The organism is Flavobacterium esculini, from assembly GCF_048284325.1.
Lineage (GTDB): Bacteria > Bacteroidota > Bacteroidia > Flavobacteriales > Flavobacteriaceae > Flavobacterium.
In genome coordinates this window covers 198,730-216,451 of record NZ_JBLVPI010000002.1, presented here as the reverse complement: position 1 = coordinate 216,451, position 17,722 = coordinate 198,730, and the positions used below count along the sequence as shown (strand labels likewise).

At 34.1% G+C, this 17,722-nt stretch carries 16 protein-coding genes; 6 read left to right on the top strand and 10 right to left on the bottom strand.

Features of this window, described 5'->3' with window-relative positions; genetic code table 11:
• Position 1 precedes the first annotated feature (1 nt).
• A complete protein-coding gene (gene folK, locus ACNQGG_RS02640) occupies positions 2 to 1,138 on the bottom strand; it encodes a 2-amino-4-hydroxy-6-hydroxymethyldihydropteridine diphosphokinase (RefSeq protein WP_417961264.1) in 1,137 nt (378 codons plus the stop codon).
• 137 nt (positions 1,139 to 1,275) lie between these two features.
• Between folK and sppA the strand changes: the two genes are divergently transcribed.
• Together sppA and ACNQGG_RS02630 are read left to right on the top strand one after the other, a co-directional pair.
• Positions 1,276 to 3,036, top strand: a complete 1,761-nt coding sequence (sppA, locus tag ACNQGG_RS02635; protein ID WP_417961262.1) for a signal peptide peptidase SppA — start codon at positions 1,276 to 1,278, stop codon at positions 3,034 to 3,036.
• Positions 3,037 to 3,219: 183 nt separating this feature from the next.
• Entirely contained in the window at positions 3,220 to 5,862 is a 2,643-nt protein-coding gene (locus ACNQGG_RS02630; RefSeq protein WP_417961260.1) for an AsmA-like C-terminal region-containing protein, read from the top strand.
• 55 nt (positions 5,863 to 5,917) lie between these two features.
• Here ACNQGG_RS02630 and ACNQGG_RS02625 read toward each other — a convergent pair whose 3' ends face one another.
• Positions 5,918 to 6,712: a DUF2797 domain-containing protein gene (locus ACNQGG_RS02625; protein WP_417961258.1), complete on the bottom strand. Its 795-nt coding sequence runs from the start codon at positions 6,710 to 6,712 to the stop codon at positions 5,918 to 5,920.
• 255 nt (positions 6,713 to 6,967) lie between these two features.
• Here ACNQGG_RS02625 and ACNQGG_RS02620 point away from each other — a divergent pair, with 255 nt between their 5' ends.
• Both ACNQGG_RS02620 and ACNQGG_RS02615 read left to right on the top strand, forming a co-directional pair.
• Positions 6,968 to 8,491: a GH3 auxin-responsive promoter family protein gene (locus tag ACNQGG_RS02620; RefSeq protein WP_417961256.1), complete on the top strand. Its 1,524-nt coding sequence runs from the start codon at positions 6,968 to 6,970 to the stop codon at positions 8,489 to 8,491.
• Between the two features lie 10 nt (positions 8,492 to 8,501).
• The gene (locus tag ACNQGG_RS02615) at positions 8,502 to 8,651 is read left to right on the top strand and encodes a hypothetical protein (protein WP_417961254.1); all 150 of its coding nucleotides are present in this window, start codon (positions 8,502 to 8,504) and stop codon (positions 8,649 to 8,651) included.
• Positions 8,652 to 8,709: 58 nt separating this feature from the next.
• Here the strand turns inward: ACNQGG_RS02615 and serB are convergent, their stop codons facing one another.
• The 7 genes from serB to ACNQGG_RS02580 all read right to left on the bottom strand — a co-directional run bounded on the left by serB (position 8,710) and on the right by ACNQGG_RS02580 (position 15,390).
• Complete coding sequence (gene serB, locus ACNQGG_RS02610) at positions 8,710 to 9,948, bottom strand: phosphoserine phosphatase SerB (RefSeq protein WP_417961252.1); 1,239 nt, start codon at positions 9,946 to 9,948, stop codon at positions 8,710 to 8,712.
• Positions 9,949 to 10,143: 195 nt separating this feature from the next.
• Positions 10,144 to 10,578: a VOC family protein gene (locus ACNQGG_RS02605; RefSeq protein WP_417961250.1), complete on the bottom strand. Its 435-nt coding sequence runs from the start codon at positions 10,576 to 10,578 to the stop codon at positions 10,144 to 10,146.
• Positions 10,579 to 10,601: 23 nt separating this feature from the next.
• The gene (locus ACNQGG_RS02600) at positions 10,602 to 11,042 is read right to left on the bottom strand and encodes an SRPBCC family protein (RefSeq protein WP_417961248.1); all 441 of its coding nucleotides are present in this window, start codon (positions 11,040 to 11,042) and stop codon (positions 10,602 to 10,604) included.
• Positions 11,043 to 11,069: 27 nt separating this feature from the next.
• Positions 11,070 to 11,483, bottom strand: a complete 414-nt coding sequence (locus tag ACNQGG_RS02595; RefSeq protein WP_417961246.1) for a VOC family protein — start codon at positions 11,481 to 11,483, stop codon at positions 11,070 to 11,072.
• A gap of 289 nt (positions 11,484 to 11,772) precedes the next feature.
• Complete coding sequence (clpX, locus tag ACNQGG_RS02590; protein WP_416836066.1) at positions 11,773 to 13,005, bottom strand: ATP-dependent Clp protease ATP-binding subunit ClpX; 1,233 nt, start codon at positions 13,003 to 13,005, stop codon at positions 11,773 to 11,775.
• Between the two features lie 76 nt (positions 13,006 to 13,081).
• A complete protein-coding gene (gene clpP, locus ACNQGG_RS02585) occupies positions 13,082 to 13,756 on the bottom strand; it encodes an ATP-dependent Clp endopeptidase proteolytic subunit ClpP (RefSeq protein ID WP_416842697.1) in 675 nt (224 codons plus the stop codon).
• Positions 13,757 to 14,064: 308 nt separating this feature from the next.
• Positions 14,065 to 15,390, bottom strand: a complete 1,326-nt coding sequence (locus tag ACNQGG_RS02580; RefSeq protein WP_417961244.1) for a trigger factor — start codon at positions 15,388 to 15,390, stop codon at positions 14,065 to 14,067.
• A 486-nt stretch (positions 15,391 to 15,876) separates the two neighbouring features.
• Between ACNQGG_RS02580 and ACNQGG_RS02575 the strand changes: the two genes are divergently transcribed.
• Both ACNQGG_RS02575 and ACNQGG_RS02570 read left to right on the top strand, forming a co-directional pair.
• Entirely contained in the window at positions 15,877 to 16,347 is a 471-nt protein-coding gene (locus ACNQGG_RS02575) for a DUF1905 domain-containing protein (protein ID WP_417961243.1), read from the top strand.
• A gap of 184 nt (positions 16,348 to 16,531) precedes the next feature.
• Complete coding sequence (locus ACNQGG_RS02570; protein ID WP_417961241.1) at positions 16,532 to 16,837, top strand: hypothetical protein; 306 nt, start codon at positions 16,532 to 16,534, stop codon at positions 16,835 to 16,837.
• 442 nt (positions 16,838 to 17,279) lie between these two features.
• Here ACNQGG_RS02570 and ACNQGG_RS02565 read toward each other — a convergent pair whose 3' ends face one another.
• On the bottom strand, positions 17,280 to 17,657 hold the full coding sequence (locus tag ACNQGG_RS02565) for a hypothetical protein (RefSeq protein ID WP_305628466.1): 378 nt from the start codon (positions 17,655 to 17,657) through the stop codon (positions 17,280 to 17,282).
• Positions 17,658 to 17,722 lie beyond the last annotated feature (65 nt).

Sequence of the window (17,722 nt, the reverse complement as noted above, 5' to 3'; positions counted from 1 at the left end):
ATTACTCACTAATCTTCTTTCGAATTTGGTCTAGAATATAAAGATAATCGGCTTGATTTTTAACAAAATCCCGATTAGAAACATCAATAATCAGAACATTCAGTTCCGTTTGTGATTTAATATAGTCCAGATATCCGTTATTAATTTTATCCAAATATTCTGCCGGGATTTTTTGTTCGTAGCTTCGGCCTCTCTTTTTAATATTTTGCAAAAGACGCTCCGAATTTTGATATAAATAAATATACAAATCTGGTTTTGGCATTTCTCGGTAAATAATATCAAATAGGTTTCGATACAAACGGTATTCATCTTCAGCCAGTGTTATTTTGGCAAAAATCAAAGACTTAAAAATATGATAATCGGCTACTAAAAAGTCTTTAAACAAATCAAATTGCGCTAAATCATCCGATAATTGTTGGTACCTGTCAGCGAGAAATGACATTTCGAGCGGAAAAGCGTATCGGTTTTGATCTTTATAAAATTTAGGTAAAAAAGGATTGTCTGCAAAACGTTCTAAAACTGTTTTTGCATTAAAATCCTCCGCAATTTTTGTAGCCAAAGTTGTTTTACCCGCCCCAATATTCCCTTCAAAAGCAACATAATTAAATTGCTCCAAAGCAATACTTTGCAAAGGACTTTCTAAATCTTGTACCACTTCACAAACGCTTTCATCTGGAGAAATTTCAAGTAACTCCGAAATTGTTTTTTTAAGAATAGGATGTTTCCAATCTAAATACAAATCCTGAATGGGTAACAAAACAAATTTTCTATTTTGCATTAATGGATGTGGAATCTGAAGTTTTTCGGTTTCAATAATTGCTGAATTGAAAGCAATCAAGTCAATGTCTATAATTCTGGATTGGTATCCCAATTCTTCACTACGAATACGGCCCAATCGTTTTTCAATTTTCAAAACCTGAGCCAGAATTTTATTTGCTGAGCTAAAAGTGTGAATTACCAATGCGCAATTATAGAATGCATCACTATCAAAACCCCAAGACGGTGTTTCATATAGCCTTGAAACTTTGATTACCGTTCCCACTTCCTGGTGTATCAATTGCAAGCACCACTCAATGTTTTCTAATCGGTTTCCTTGATTGCTTCCTATCGATAAAATAACTTGATGCTGTGATTTCATATTAAGCACAAATTAACTAAAAGAATTTTAGAATAGAAGTATCTTTGCAAAGAGTGTTGATAACTAATTCTGGAATTAAAAAACCTAAAATTTGTAACAATTCAACCTCTTTTTAGACTTATTAAAAAAATATAAATATGAAGTTTTTAGGAAATGTATTGGCTACCATCATAGGTATTTTCATCTTTTTTATGCTGTTCTTTTTTGGAATCCTAATTATAGGAGCCATTTTTGGAGGTGAATCAGAAGGAGTCAGTGTAAAAAGCAATTCAGTTATCGAATTAAATTTAGAAGATATAAAAAATGACTACGCCGGTAAATTCAAAGATCCATGGGTAACCATTTTTTCTGATGGGAAAAACATAGGTCTGACTGATATTATCAATGCAATAGAAGATGCCAAAACTGACGATGATATTAAAGGAATTTCTATTTTGAATTATGATTCTCAATTAGGCATGGCCCAAAGTAAAACTTTAAGAGACGCATTAGAAGATTTTAAAAAATCAGGCAAATTTGTAATGGCTTACGCTAACTCCTATTCGCAAAAAGAATATTATTTAAATTCAGTTGCCAAACCTATTTACCTAAACCCTGTTGGCGATATGGATTTTAAAGGACTGTCTGCGGAAATCTTATTTTTCAAAGATTTTCAGGAAAAATCAGGCGTTAAAATGGAAGTAATCCGTCATGGAAAATACAAAAGTGCTGTTGAACCTTTTCTAGAAAATAAAATGAGTGATGCTAACAGGGAGCAAACTTCCGCTTTATTGAATTCTATTTGGAATTCTGTGGTAACAGAAATTTCAAAAAGTAGAAATATATCAATCCCCAAATTGAATGAAATTGCAAACGGACTTTTGGCACGAACTCCTGAAATGGCAAAAACACAAGGATTGATTGATGTTGTAGCCTACGAAGATGTGTACCATAATGCTATTAAAAACCGATTGAAAGTAGACAAAGACGAAGATTACAATAAAGTAACAATCTTGGATTATGCAAAAAAAGTAGCTACAACTTCAAAAAACACTGATGCCAATGATAAAATTGCCATTATTTATGCCCAAGGCGAAATTCGTAGTGGGGAAGGTGATGTAGACGTTATAGGCGAAGGTTCGATGCGGCGTTCATTACAAGAAGCGAGAAAAGACAAGAACATAAAAGCCATTGTACTTAGAATTAATAGCCCTGGTGGAAGTGCTTTAACATCCGATTTGATTTGGAGAGAAGTGGAATTAACCAAAAAAGTGAAGCCCGTGGTAGTTTCGATGGGAAATTATGCGGCTTCAGGGGGGTATTATATTGCCTGTAACGCGAATAAAATTTTTGCCGAAAACAATACTATTACCGGTTCAATAGGTGTTTTTGGGATATTACCTAATTTCAGTCAATTGACAAAGAAAATCGGGATAAATGTAGAACAAGTAAAAACACATGAAAACGCTGCGAGATACAGTCCTTTTGTCCCATTGGATGAAAAACTAAAAGCAGTTACACTTGAAGAGATTGAACACATTTATAAAACTTTTGTTACGCATGTGGCACAAGGAAGAAAAATGACTTTTACGCAAGTGGATGCTATCGCACAAGGAAGAGTTTGGGCTGGTTCCGAAGCAGTCAAAATTGGACTTGTAGATAAAATTGGAGGTTTGAATGATGCTATACACGAAGCTGCTGCTTTGGCAAAAACAAACACTTACTCGACACAAAACTATCCTGAATACGAAAAAGACTTTAATGATCTTTTAGCTAATCTGCCATTTGGTAAGTCTAAAGAATCTTTTATCAAGGAAGAAATTGGTGAAGAAAACTATAAAATCATCGAAGAAATAAAAAGATTACAAGCTCAAAAAGGAGTTCAAGCCATGATGCCTTTTGAAATTAACATTAAATAAAATCCTTACAAAATCTGATAGAAAATCCGTTTAAGTGAACTTAAACGGATTTTTTTTCAAAGAAAAAAGGGTGCTTTTCGTTATTTATGAAAACATTACAAATGTCATAAACTATAATCGCTATTTTTGTAAGAAGTCAGGCAGGGTTTTTGCAAAACTTATAAATTCTTAAGAAAACAAATTATGCTAAAGAAAATTTTAAAAATCATTGGGATTCTAATTGTCCTACTTGCATTATCTTTATTTGCTATACCCTATTTTTTTAAAGATCAAATAAAAGCCAAAATTGCCGCAGCTATCAATGAAAAAGTAGATGCCAAAGTCACTTTTGCAGATGCCGATTTGAGTTTATTCAAAAATTTTCCAAACGCGAATGTGACGTTGGATAAGTTAGTTATCATCAACAAAGCCCCTTTTGAAGGCGACACTTTGATATCATTAGGCGAATTGAATTTAAAAATGTCCATAAAAGAACTTTTTAAGGGCAAAAACGAAGCAATGAATATTGACGGAATAACTTCAAAAAATGGGTTAATCAATATCCTATTCAATAAAGACGGAATCGGGAATTATGACATCGCTTTGAAAGACGACAAAACTAAAGATGACGGTAAAAGTAGTCCTTTGTCATTAAAAATTCAGAATTACAAAATCGAGAACTTCAAATTCAAATATTTTGACGAAAGTTCAAAAATAAAAATGGTAATTGATAGCTTAAACCATGAAGGAACCGGAGATTTTGCCGCAAAAAAATTGGATTTGATTACCACGTCAACAGCAAAAGTCACGCTAGACATGGATAAAGTCAATTATATGAAAGATGTCGCTTTGACTTTAGATGCTGTTCTGGGTATTGATTTAGAAAAAAGTAAATACACATTCAAACAAAACAAGGCCTTAATCAATCAATTACCGTTAGAATTTGATGGGTTTATTCAAATGGTTGAAGCGGGTCAACAATATGATTTGAAATTCAAAACGCCAACTTCTTCTTTCAAAAATTTCTTGGGAGTTATTCCGGCGGCTTATGCGGCAAGTTTGGACAATGTGAAAACAACTGGTGATTTTACAGTTATGGGTTTTGCAAAAGGATTATATTCTGATACAACTGTTCCGAAATTCAACATTAAAATTGCATCAAACAATGCTTCATTTAAATATCCAAATTTACCGAAATCGGTTCAAAATATAATTATTGACACTAAAATCATTAATGAAACAGGAATTCTGAACGATACGTATGTCAACCTTGACAAACTTTCTTTCAAAATAGATCAAGATGTTTTCAATGCTAAAGCCAATATCAAAAACATCACACAAAATGCAATTGTCGATGCGGCTTTAAAAGGAACCATCAACTTGGCAAATCTTTCCAAAGCATATCCTATAAAGTTAGACAAACCATTATCTGGAATTTTAAAAGCAGATGTAACTACAAAATTTGATATGCAATCTGTAGAGAAAAGTCAATATCAAAATATTAATAATGCAGGAACGATGAGTTTGTCTGGTTTCAACTATGTGGATGAAAACGGCAAAACAATGAACATTAGCAATGCCTTAGTTCAGTTTAACCCGAGTCAGGTCAATTTGAAAGAACTTAATGCGACAACTGGAAAAAGCGACATTAGCGTAACGGGAGTTTTAGAAAATTTTTACGGATTTGTTTTTAAAAACCAAGAATTGAAAGGAAACTTCAACATGAATTCCAAGCAATTAGCCGTAGATGATTTTATGACAACCGGTGAGAAAACTAAAACTGACCCAAGCGACAGCGAACAGGCGAAGCAAACAAAAAAAGCGGAAGCGATGAAGATTCCAGCTTTCTTAAATTGTACGCTTACCGCAAAAGCGACTACGGTTTTATATGATAATTTGACCTTGAAAGATGTTTCGGGAAAACTAATAGTGAAAGATGAAAAAGTAACTTTGGAAAACGTAAAAACTTCAATTTTTGGAGGAACAATTGGCGTAAATGGAGCTGTTTCCACAAAAGGAAAAACGCCAGTTTTCAATATGGATTTAAAATTAAATCAAGTCGATATTGCACAATCCTTTACGCAACTTGATATGTTGAAAAAAATTGCGCCAATTGCCGGAATCATCAACGGGAAGTTAAATTCAAACATCAAATTGAATGGAAATCTTGATGCTACAGAACTAACGCCTGATTTGAAAACACTGACCGGAGATTTATTGGGCCAGTTGCTTTCAACCACTATAAATTCGAGTAATTCAACTTTGCTAACTGCATTAGGATCTAATCTGAAGTTCATCGATGTAAGTAAAATTAATTTGAATGATTTGAAAGCTGCCATCACTTTCAAAGACGGAAAAGTGAATGTAAAACCATTTAACATCAAATACCAAGACATTAAAGCAACAATTGGCGGTTCTCATGGTTTTGACCAGAGTATGAATTACAATATCAAATTTGATGTTCCGGCTAAATATCTGGGTTCAGAAGCCAATGCATTAATTGCTAAATTGTCTCCAGCTGATGCTGCTAAATTGGAAAACCTCCCTATAAATGCCATTTTAACCGGAAACTTCACTAATCCAAAAATTTCAACTGATATAAAAAGTGCTGTAAACAATCTGACTTCTCAATTAGTAAAACAACAAAAAGAACGATTGGTAAAACAAGGGACTTCGGCTTTAACTGATTATATCAATAAAAATAAGAAACCAAGCGATACTACAAAAACAGCGACTCCTGCAACAAAGGCAGAAACTACCAATGCTGTCAAAACAAAAGCAACCGATTTATTAAATGGATTATTTAATAAAAAGAAAAAAACAGAAGAACCTAAGACAACACCTTAAGATTCCTTCTAAACTAAAAAAGTCTAAAAGGTTCAAATACTTTTAGGCTTTCTTTTTATACATTAATCGTCACCACATATCCTTCAGAACCGCGGATATTGAAAACTGTCCCATCGCCAAAAAGAAGGTATTGCCCTTTTATTCCGGTGAGTTTTCCTTGAAACTGAGGTGTTTTATCTAAACTCAGACTATTTACTTTATTTGGATATTGCAAAACAGGATAATCCATTTCGTATAAATCATTTTTTTGTGAATAAAAATACTCCTGAACTTCTGTTGGAATTAGATTTTCCACTTTCAATCTTTCAGCAATTAAATCGATTTGTTCGACATTATTAGTTAACATCTTTCTCCAATTAGTTTTATCGGCATAATGGTTTTTCAAAGCTACCTCAGTAATGCCTGCCAAATACCTATTTGGAACTTCCACAATCGAAATCGCTTGGGTTGCGCCCTGATCAATCCAACGGGTTGGCATTTGAGTTTTTCTTGTTACCCCTACTTTTACTTCGCTTGACAAAGCCAAATACACAATATGTGGTTGCAATTGTACTTTTTCTTCATACGCTAAATCCCTATCCTGAATCCCAAGATGAGCTGTACTTAACTCCGGTTTCATAATCCAATCTCCCACAGCAGCACTCGAATAAAAACAATCATAGCAAAATCCCTGACGGAATATCTTTTTCTTCTTTCTGCAATTCAAGCATTGGTGCCCCACAAAATTAATTTCGATGTTTTTATTCAACAACTGATTCACATTCAAAAAACTATTCTCAAAAACTAAATAATATTGAATTGGGTTTCCAAATTCAGTCTGCATTTTTGTAAGTACACCTTCGTAAGTCATTGCGATTTTAGATTGTTGATTAACGATTTATAATTTTAGATAACTCTGTCCATTTTAGAATTCTGATTACCAGAAGCCCATTTCTGAGTTAAAATCTTTACTATAATATAGAATTGTTTTTTATAAAAAAACACTATTTTTGATACTTTGACAAAGTTAGTATTTGTCAATCGATATTCAAATCTTAAATTTCAACCTTTTTCCAATAGAAAAAATCTGAAATTTAAAATCGTTAATCAACAATCTGAAATCTATATGCCACTAACCATAATCAATTCGTTTGCCTCTTGGGTTCTGAAACAACGCATCCATCAGATTGAACTTTTCTTGAAATACCCGAACGAGGTTCAGGAAGAATTGCTTATGAATTTAATTCAGTCCTCAAAAAACACTGTTTTAGGCAAAGAGTATGATTATGCTTCTATACATTCCTATGCCACTTTTGCTGATCGAATTCCTATTGCTACTTATGAAGAACTGCAACCACTGATTGAAAGAACTCGTAAAGGCGAACAAAATGTTTTTTGGGAAACCCCAATAAAATGGTTCGCGAAATCTAGCGGAACAACAAATGCCAAAAGTAAATTTATTCCGGTAAGTAACGAAGCGCTGGAAGATTGCCATTATAAAGGAAGTAAGGATTTGCTGTGTTTGTATTTAAACAACAACGAAGAATCAGAACTCTTTCTTGGAAAAAGTCTGCGCCTTGGCGGAAGCTCACAAATCTATGAAGACAACAATACGTTTTTTGGAGACTTGTCTGCGATATTAATCGAAAATATGCCTATTTGGGCTGAGTTTAGCAGCACGCCAAGCAGCAAAATTTCCCTAATGAGTGAATGGGAAACAAAAATCGCAGCGATTATAAACGAAACGAAAAACGAAAATGTAACCAGTTTTGCAGGAGTTCCTTCGTGGATGTTAGTTTTAATGAATAAAATGCTGGAAGAAACCGGGAAAGGAAATTTATTTGAAATCTGGCCCAATCTCGAAGTGTACTTTCACGGCGGTGTAAATTTTGAGCCCTATCGAGAACAGTATAAAAAAATACTGCCGAAAAAAGATTTTAAATATTACGAAATATACAATGCCTCCGAGGGATTTTTTGCCATTCAGGATTTAAATTATTCCAGTGATTTATTATTAATGCTGGATTACGGAATTTTCTATGAATTTATTCCAATGGATACTTTTGGCACACCAGATCAAAAAGTAATTCGTTTGGCTGATGTGGAACTTTTCAAAAACTATGCATTAGTGATTACTACCAATTCTGGTTTATGGCGCTATTTGATAGGCGACACCGTACGTTTCACCTCATTAAATCCCTATAGAATTCGGGTCACTGGTAGAACCAAACATCATATCAATGTTTTTGGCGAAGAATTGATGGTTGAAAATACGGATCAGGCTATTGCCAACGCCTGTAAAATAACGCAAATGGAAGTCGTTGAATATACCGTTGCTCCTGTATTTATGAATGGAAAAGAAAAAGGTGCCCATGAATGGATGATTGAATTTAAAGATAATCCTACTGATTTATCCCAATTTCAGAAAGCACTGGACGAATCTATTCAATCCTTAAATTCTGATTACGAAGCAAAACGCTACAATAACATGACTTTAAATCCGTTAGTAATTAATGTAGCCCGGAAAAATTTGTTTTACGACTGGCTAAAAGGAAAAAATAAACTGGGTGGACAACATAAAATTCCAAGATTATCAAACCAAAGAGATTATCTGGAGCAATTGAAAAGCATGCAGTTTCAAACAGCATAAAAACGGGAAGATGAAAAATACCTTCTACATCTTGATAACGCTACTTTTTCTAAATTCCTGCGGACCACACAGAATGCGTTGTGGAGCCAGAGGAATTTGTAAATCTCCCGAAAAGCAAACATTGGAAAAACCTGAAAAAATAACTACCATCAAGGCATAAAAAAGGCTGTCTAAAAAATTACTTTTTAGAAGCCTTTTTTGTATTATCATTGCACTATTTACTCCTCATCCATCATGTCAATATGCCTGTCGTGGTAGCCTAACAGGTATAAAACACCGTCGAGACCCAGGCTAGAGATTGAAGTAGCTGCATTTTCTTTGACCGTTGGTTTGGCATGAAAAGCAATCCCTAAACCGGCTAAGTTCAACATAGGTAAATCATTTGCACCATCACCCACAGCAATGGTTTGATTGATATTTATACCTTCTTTTTCCGCAATTGCTTTTAAATATTCGGCTTTCTTTTGTCCATCAACAATTTCACCTAAATATTTTCCCGTCAATTTACCGTCTTTAATCTCCAATTCATTGGCATGAACGTAATCAATCCCTAATTCCTTTTGTAAATAATGACCAAAGTAGGTGAATCCACCCGATAAAATAGCGGTTTTATATCCGTAATATTTTAAGGCTTTCATCAAGCGATGCGCTCCTTGTGTTATGGGTAGATTTATAGCGACTGTTTGCAGTACGTCTTCACTTAAGCCTTCTAACAAAGCCATACGTTGTTTAAAACTTTCACTAAAATCAATTTCGCCATTCATAGCCGATTCAGTAATGGCTCTAACTTGTTCGCCTACACCCGCTAATTCAGCTAATTCATCAATTACTTCCGTTTGAATTAAGGTAGAATCCATATCAAAACACACCAAACGTCTGTTTCTTCTATACATATTGTCTTCTTGAAAAGAGATATCCACATCTAAAGTTCTAGAAATTTCCATAAAACTAGCAGTCATCGACGTTTTATCGACAATATTACCCGTTACTGATAGTTGCACGCAGGAACGAGGATATTCTTCTTTTTCAACCACAGAAATTCTACCGGTTAATCTTATTATAGAATCTATATTCAAATTTTGGTCCGACATTATTTTGGTCACAGCCGCCAATTGTACAGCTGTCAATGTTTCTCCCAAAACATTGATGATGTAGCGTTGTTTGCGCTGTGCTTTAACCCAAATTTCGTAATCCGGAATAGAAATTGGAATAAAGTTAACTTTAATCCCCAATTCATAGGCTTTGAACAATAAATCTTTCAAAACAGGCGCCGAACTAGACCCTGCTTGTATTTCAAATAAAATACCCAAAGATAGCGTATCATGGATATCGGCTTGACCAATATCTAAAATAATGGCATCATAAGTCGCTAATATGGATGTTAAACCAGCTGTTACTCCAGGTTTATCCTGACCAGAAACTTTTAACAAAATAATCTCTTTATCTTCTATTGCCATTTTTATTACTATTGATTTACAATCGACAAAAATCGGCATTCTAATGGTGATAAAAAAGAATAATGTTTGTTTTTTTAAACAATAACAAATAGTTTAAATTCCCTATAAAAAAACCTGTCCAAATGAATGAACAGGTTTATATTTATAAGAAAAATGCAATCTTTACTATGCAATCTTCAAGCTTTTTAATGCTAATTATTTCTCGTTTTCATCAAAATTCACCATCCAACTGATTCCAAATTTATCTACAAACATTCCAAAATAAGCGCCCCAAAAGGTTTGATTCATTGGCATCGTTACCGTTCCTCCTGCCGAAAGTCCGTTAAACAATTTATCAGCTTCTTCTTTACTTTTAGCATTGATTGAAAGTGAAACGTTTTGTCCAAAAGCAACTTCCCCACTTGCTGAATTGCTGTCGCTTCCCATTAATACAGATCCATCACCTATTGGCAATGTAACATGCATGATTTTATTTCCATCTGCTTCAGAAAGTACGGGATTACCTTCTGCTGGCGGCATATCTTTAAACTTTCCAATATAAGGGAACTCCCCTCCAAATACAGATTGATAGAATAGGAATGCTTCTTCGCAATTTCCATTAAAAATTAAATACGGATTAATTGATGCCATAATGCTATTTTAAGATTAATATTTTATTTTTCTTCAGAAAGTTTCTTTACCAAATCTAACGCTTTTGGCCATGTCGTTTTGAAATAATCGATATACTTTTCGACTGAATCCATTTTAGCTTCTAAAACAGTAGTTCCTTTATCTTCGGTCAAACGATACATTTCCATAGCGCCGGCCCATTCTTGAGTCCCATCATCAACAGGCATTTCCTTAAAGTTTTTGATTTCACTCAAATGTTTAAAAGCGATGTATTCATTATCAATTTTCTTGTAAATAATGCTATTCATTCCGTCCCCATTTGGAGATAAAAAATGAATTTTACTGCCTTCTTTCCAATCGCTTACCGCATAACTCCCTTCACAAAAAACAGATGTCCATTGTTTGTATGTTTCTTCATTCCATAAAACGTCCCAAACTTTTTCTTTTGGAGCTTTTATCTCGATTTTAAATTCCAGTGTTGTCATTTTGTGTTTTTTTAGATTAACTTAAAACTATAGTTTTGGTACTTTACTAAAATCCATATATAACATATTCCAGCGATGTCCGTCTAGGTCTGCAAAACCACAACCATACATCCAACCTTGATTTTCGGCTGGTTTAGCGAAAACTGTACCTCCGGCTGCTTCTACTTTCTTCGCGAATTCATCCACTTCTTCTTTACTTTCTGCATCAATAGAAATTAGAATTTCTGAGCTTACAGTAGTATCTGTAACCTTATTTTGAATACAGCTTGCAAATTGATTTTCTTCAAAAAGCATGACCCCAAAATTAGTTTCTCCAACTAACAGGCATGTAGAATGCGACGTATCGTACTGCCCATTAAATGAAAAACCAATTTCAAGAAAGAATTTTTTCGAAATTTCAATATTTTTAACGGCTAGATTAAGCCAGACTTTTTTTATCATCTTTTTCTATATTTTAGATTTAAAACCTTAGACCTATTTTTTAAAAATTATCCAAAATTGCCTGCCAACCTTGTTGTTGCAATACTTCTGGATTTTCTATTTCGGAGCCAAATTTTCAACTATAAATTTACACATTATTTAAAATTAGATCTGTTTTATAATCGAAAATATCACTTTAAAAAATTAGCAGAAAATAATCCATAAAAAAACCTGTTCAATAAAATGAACAGGTTTAGTACTATCCTTTGTCAAGGTTTAAAACTTTGACAAAGTTATTTTTCTTAAAACTTTAAGATGCAATCTCCAAACGTTTCAATAAGTTTTTATTCAACGTTTCTTTTGCATAATCCACGTCAATTTCTAATATTTTATCATCAGAACTTGGCAATTCATACATTGCATCGGTTAAGATGGCTTCACATAAGGAACGCAATCCACGAGCACCTAATTTGTATTCCAAAGCTTTATCAACAATAAAATCCAAGGCTTCATTTGTAATGGTAAATTCAACATCATCCATCAAAAACAATTTCTCGTATTGCTTGATTAACGCATTTTTAGGTTGTGTCAAAATCGCACGCAAAGTTTCTCTGTCTAAAGGATCCATGTGTGTCAAAACTGGCAAACGACCAATAATTTCCGGAATCAATCCAAAATCTTTGATGTCTTTTGGAATAATGTATTGCAACAAATTGTCTTTGTCAATATTATCCACATTTTTAGAAGTAGAATAACCAACAGCTTGACGGTTTAATCGTTTCGAAATAATTCTTTCGATTCCATCAAAAGCACCACCGGCTATAAACAAAATGTTTTGTGTATTGACTTCAACAAATTTTTGGTCTGGGTGCTTACGTCCTCCTTTTGGTGGCACATTCACAACAGTTCCTTCCAATAATTTCAATAATGCTTGTTGCACACCTTCCCCAGAAACGTCACGCGTAATAGACGGATTATCACTTTTACGTGCAATTTTATCTATTTCGTCAATGAATACAATTCCACGTTCCGCTTTCGCAACATCATAATCAGCAGCTTGTAAAAGACGCGTCAAAATACTTTCGACATCTTCTCCAACATAACCTGCTTCTGTAAGAACGGTCGCATCAACAATAGCTAAAGGCACATCCAACATTTTTGCAATGGTTTTAGCAACCAATGTTTTTCCTGTTCCTGTTTGTCCTACCATGATGATGTTGCTTTTTTCAATCTCAACCTCATCGTCTAATTGCTGTTGCATCAAACGCTTGTAGTGATTGTAAACTGCAACCGACATTACTTTTTTAGTTTGGTCTTGTCCAATTACATATTGATCTAAGAACGCTCTGATTTCTTTTGGTTTTTTCAAAATCAAATCTCCAACCAGTTTTGAACTCCCGCTGGATTTTAATTCTTCTAAAACAATTCCATGTGCTTGTTCGATACATTTATCACAAATATGTGCATTGATACCAGCAATCAATAAATTGGTTTCTGGCTTCTTTCTTCCACAAAACGAACACTCTAATACTACTTTTGCCATTTTTTTTAGTTCTCAGTCGCAGTTTGCAGTCGAAGTTCCAATATTGTAAACTGCGACTGCAAACTGAATACTAAATTTATCCTCTTACTAAAACTTCATCAATCATTCCGTATGCTTTTGCTTCTTCGGCAATCATCCAATAATCACGCTCGCTGTCGTTGTGTACTTTCTCGAAAGTTTGTCCGGAATGGTGAGAGATAATTTTGTACAACTCATCTTTCAGTTTCAACATTTCACGTAAGTTGATTTCCATATCAGTTGCAACTCCTTGAGCTCCACCTGACGGTTGGTGAATCATTACTCTTGAATGTGGCAATGCCGAACGTTTTCCAGCTGCACCTGCACACAATAGCACCGCTCCCATAGAAGCTGCCATTCCGGTACAAATAGTTGCAACATCTGGCTTGATGTATTGCATCGTGTCATAAATCCCTAATCCTGCATAAACGCTTCCTCCAGGAGAATTCAAATAAATCTGAATGTCTTTTGAAGCATCAGCGCTTTCAAGGAACAATAACTGTGCCTGAACGATGTTTGCAATTTGGTCATCAATTCCTGTCCCCAAGAATATAATTCTGTCCATCATCAGCCTGGAGAAAACGTCTAATTGTGAAATATTCAACTGACGCTCTTCGATGATATAGGGAGTCATGTTTTTAGGAGTCATTGCGCCTACGATTTTATCGTAGTACATAGAGTTTACGCCGTGGTCCTTTGTCGCAAATTTTTTAAATTCTTTACCGTAGTTCATATTTATTTGTTCTAAGTTTTACTTTATTATCTTGAATTCCATTTAATGCAAAGGTCATACCTATTTCCAAATGATGTCAATATGTCTTATTTTTAGCCCAGATAGCAGTGAAAAGCTTTTGAAATGGCTGGCATTTTTTTGTTGGTAAAAAAAAGCGACCAAAGGAAGCTCTTTTTTTACCTTACAAAAAAGGCAGTAATGAAAAAACTTGTAACGTATAGCTGGATTGGCTCCTGAAATTAATTCAAATAAAAGAGCGCCAAAAAAATTATTCTTTTGACGCTCAAATATACTTATTTTTTTAGAAATTATTCTCCGTATGAAGCGGCAATAAATTCTTCGTAAGTTACTTCTTTAGTAGTAGGATTTGCTTTCTCTTTGAACAATTCCAATAATTTCTCCGCAACAACTTGATCAGAAAGTCTTTTTACTTCGTCTTGGTTAGACAAAACTCTTGCAACAATTCCTTGAACTTCTTCGTCAGTAGGATTTGTTTGCCCGAATTGCACCATTTGTTGTTTGATTGATCTTGTAGTAAATGATTTCAAGTCTTCAAAAGTAATTTTGATGTCGCTTGAAGCCATTGCTCTACCTTCGATCAACTGAAAACGCAATCCTCTTTCAGATCTTGCATATTCTACTTCAGCTTCTTCAGGAGACAATTTTTTCTCTCCAACAGTTTGCAACCATTTTTTCAAGAATTCAGATGGTAAGTCGAATTTTGTATTTTCGATCAAGAAATCCTGAACATCAGCCAATAATTTTTGGTCAGCTTGTTGTGCAAATTGATTTTCAGCATCTTCCTTGATTTTTGCTTTCAATTCTTCAAGTGAAGCAACAGTTCCTGCTCCAAAAAGTTTATCAAACAATTCTTGGTTCAATTCAGCCAATTCAGCTGTATTGATTGCTTCGATTGTGAAATCTACATCAACTTCTAATCCGTGAACATCATCATGATTTACTTTCATAACATCCATCAATTGATGATCGTCTTCAAATAAACCTTTAGTGTTTACAGTCACTACATCACCTACTTTTTTACCGATAAATTTATCAGCAGTCGCTTTGTCCTTGAAAAGATCCAAAGAAATAGTGGTGGCGTTATTAATTCCTTTTTCTTCGTTTGTGAAAGTTCCGGTAATATCTGAACCTGCTTCAACCACATCTTGAGGAATTGCTTTTCCAAATTGTTTTTGGATACGTTCTACTTGACCTTCGATCAATTTATCATCAGCAGAAACTACATATTTAACGATGTCGTTTTTAGCTTCTAAATCCAATTCGAAGTTTGGCACTAAACCAATTTCATATTCAAAAACCAATTCTTCAGTATCCCAAGAGAAATCTTCGTTTACTTTAGCAAGTGGCGTTCCAAGAAGGTTTAATCTTTCCGATTGTACGAAACGCTCTAAAGCTAAATCCACAACTTTCTGAACTTCTTCTTGCTTGATCCCTTTACCGTATTGTTTTTCAACAAGATCTTTAGGCACAGCCCCTTTTCTAAATCCTTTAACAGTTGCCAAAGGCATTTTTTCGTTTATTCTTTTTGCTACTTGCCCTTTGTAATCCATGTGAACAACTGTCATTACAATTGTCTCAGTTACAGCGTCTGTTGCTACTCTTTTAATATCCATCTTCTTCTTTAATTTACATAATAAAATTGGACTGCAAAATTATAAAATTTTTCCAACCCAAACAAGCTTTTTATTCACGATCCCAATCCCGAAGCTTCGGGACGGGACGGGATTGAATTTTAGGCGGTTATTTGAAAAAACCAGAGGTCTGAAAAGGAAAATAATTTGGGCGTGTCCCTCCGTAAAAACTGCGGGCCAGGCTGTACGTTCCCGCTTTTTATCACCTGCCAAAAAAAGGCAGCCCATAAAAGAGCTCCACTTCCATCCTTCACGCGGGTCGTGGTGTTCAACATTATAAAGTTGCTTTGAAAATTTGTAATAATTTATTTATATATTTGAAAACAGATAAAACGAAACAAAGTAGCGCAAAGCCATCCAAAATTAGGTGTATAAGCGCTACTTTGTAGCGGGTATATACAAGTTGGCAGTAATGTTACTGCAGAAGAGAGAAAAATAAGGAATTTACAACGATTTTAATTGTAAAAAATGAATTATATAGTTGAAAATGAAAAATTAGAAATTCAATATATTCCAGGAAATGGAGCGTGGACTTATCAACTCATAATACCAAATACTAAAGACATTAAGGGAAAATGGGGCGATTTAAAAGTCTCTGGGAAAATTGATGACTACCAAATAGAAAATAAGAATTTAGGACCTTTAAAAAATTCCGACAAAAAAATGTCCCTGAATTCTGAAATCAGAAATTTTATTGGAAAAAGCGGTGGCGAATTTGTAAACGTTACTCTCTATCTCGTAAATCCGAACCTTGAAAAAAAGAACGAAAACGAAATAATTTTTGAATGTTTTAAAGACGCAGAAGTGCTGAATATATTCGAAAAACTAAAAATTGAAGAGCAAAACGAAATAATTGAAAACATAAATTCAGTCGCAACAGAAAATCAGAAAGTTGAAAAAATTGTAAAATTTATTGCAAAACTTGAACAACAGAAATGAAAAACACTACTGCCAACAGTCCAGCTCCGCAAAGTGTTATTTTAAAGAATAAATTTATCGTATACGCTGCGCAAACGTCTCTGACTTTGCGCCTACAATAATGAGTAAATAATAAAGTGAGTATAAAGTGTTGCCTGCATATAGGATTTGGCACAAAGTCGGGAGACTTTGCGCAGCAGGGGAAATGCTTGAAAAAGAAATTGTTGGCAAAACTTATGGTTGTGATTACAAGGCTCATTTTCGACCAATGCTAATAAAAATAATTGGTTTGACTAATGTTGAGAGATTTGAAAATAGTTTGACTAATCTTGAAGTTTTTCAAATTTTGGTTTCACAACTTGGCTCACTTTCGACTTTGAGGAATCCTGCTGCACATACTTCAATAGTCGGTGTTATGCCAACTTTTAATGCACCATCAACAATGACCAATTATTTAAATTCATTGCATCCAATATTGACAACTGTCGAAGCCGAACTAAATGCCATATAAAAGAATAACTACTGCCAACAGTTACAAAACAATCAGCTACGCAAAGTGTTCTTTCAAAGAATAAATTTTCCGTATACGCTGCGCAAACGTCTCTGACTTTGCGCCCACAATAATGAGCAAATATATATTGAGTGTAAAGTGTTAACGGCATGTAGGATTTGGCACAAAGTCGGGAGACTTTGCGCAGCGTAGGAGTTTGGGTACTAAATTAGAATTAGAAATGGTTCTTGAAAAAGAAAAATGAAATGTTCAAATTACTTGAAAAATAACGAAATTGATTGATTGATTGATTGATTGATTGATTGATTGATTGATTGATTGATTGAGAATAAATTTTTCGTGTCTCTGACTTTTCTCTCCATAAAAATGCCTCCAAATAGCCGTTGACTTTTTTGGAGGTATTTCATTTTAACCAATAAAAAATAGCTTTTTTTTAAAGCGATTAGTTGAACTGTGCAGCAACATATTCAATTAAACTTTCATCATCCATTTTATTAGAAGTACTTTCTTTAGTCTCAACATTTTTATACTGTGGAGTCTCATTCAAATATTTAATAAATTGTTCTTGAGCAGTACCAGTTCCTGTCACATGCAATTCATCAACATTTTGCATATGAGCCGTAATGTTTTTGAATAGTTTATGAAGTAAATCTCTTTCAGCATTGTTTGCTGCGTTTTCGCTTGAATTACGACCTTGTCCATCAACTTTTTCGTGACCTAATATTACGAACTCACCTGAATCTACATTTTCTCTTCCTACAATAGTTGCATGATGTGAATCCATCCAAACACCAAATTGTTTTTTGTTTTTTTCTGACATTATTATATATTTTTTATATTAATACTTGTATTTAATTCTAAAAAGCCTGCCCTGAGAAGACAGAT

Excerpts from the sequence above, each read along its gene's own strand:
- ACNQGG_RS02565 (WP_305628466.1), bottom strand. The coding sequence starts at position 17,657 with ATGTCAGAAAAAAACAAAAAACAATTTGGTGTTTGGATGGATTCACAT.
- ACNQGG_RS02600 (WP_417961248.1), bottom strand. The coding sequence starts at position 11,042 with ATGACAACACTGGAATTTAAAATCGAGATAAAAGCTCCAAAAGAAAAA.
- ACNQGG_RS02575 (WP_417961243.1), top strand. The coding sequence starts at position 15,877 with ATGAATTATATAGTTGAAAATGAAAAATTAGAAATTCAATATATTCCA.
- ACNQGG_RS02625 (WP_417961258.1), bottom strand. The coding sequence starts at position 6,712 with ATGACTTACGAAGGTGTACTTACAAAAATGCAGACTGAATTTGGAAAC.
- ACNQGG_RS02620 (WP_417961256.1), top strand. The coding sequence starts at position 6,968 with ATGCCACTAACCATAATCAATTCGTTTGCCTCTTGGGTTCTGAAACAA.
- ACNQGG_RS02615 (WP_417961254.1), top strand. The coding sequence starts at position 8,502 with ATGAAAAATACCTTCTACATCTTGATAACGCTACTTTTTCTAAATTCC.
- ACNQGG_RS02580 (WP_417961244.1), bottom strand. The coding sequence starts at position 15,390 with ATGGATATTAAAAGAGTAGCAACAGACGCTGTAACTGAGACAATTGTA.
- ACNQGG_RS02605 (WP_417961250.1), bottom strand. The coding sequence starts at position 10,578 with ATGGCATCAATTAATCCGTATTTAATTTTTAATGGAAATTGCGAAGAA.
- ACNQGG_RS02630 (WP_417961260.1), top strand. The coding sequence starts at position 3,220 with ATGCTAAAGAAAATTTTAAAAATCATTGGGATTCTAATTGTCCTACTT.
- sppA (WP_417961262.1), top strand. The coding sequence starts at position 1,276 with ATGAAGTTTTTAGGAAATGTATTGGCTACCATCATAGGTATTTTCATC.
- folK (WP_417961264.1), bottom strand. The coding sequence starts at position 1,138 with ATGAAATCACAGCATCAAGTTATTTTATCGATAGGAAGCAATCAAGGA.
- clpX (WP_416836066.1), bottom strand. The coding sequence starts at position 13,005 with ATGGCAAAAGTAGTATTAGAGTGTTCGTTTTGTGGAAGAAAGAAGCCA.
- ACNQGG_RS02595 (WP_417961246.1), bottom strand. The coding sequence starts at position 11,483 with ATGATAAAAAAAGTCTGGCTTAATCTAGCCGTTAAAAATATTGAAATT.
- serB (WP_417961252.1), bottom strand. The coding sequence starts at position 9,948 with ATGGCAATAGAAGATAAAGAGATTATTTTGTTAAAAGTTTCTGGTCAG.
- ACNQGG_RS02570 (WP_417961241.1), top strand. The coding sequence starts at position 16,532 with ATGCTTGAAAAAGAAATTGTTGGCAAAACTTATGGTTGTGATTACAAG.
- clpP (WP_416842697.1), bottom strand. The coding sequence starts at position 13,756 with ATGAACTACGGTAAAGAATTTAAAAAATTTGCGACAAAGGACCACGGC.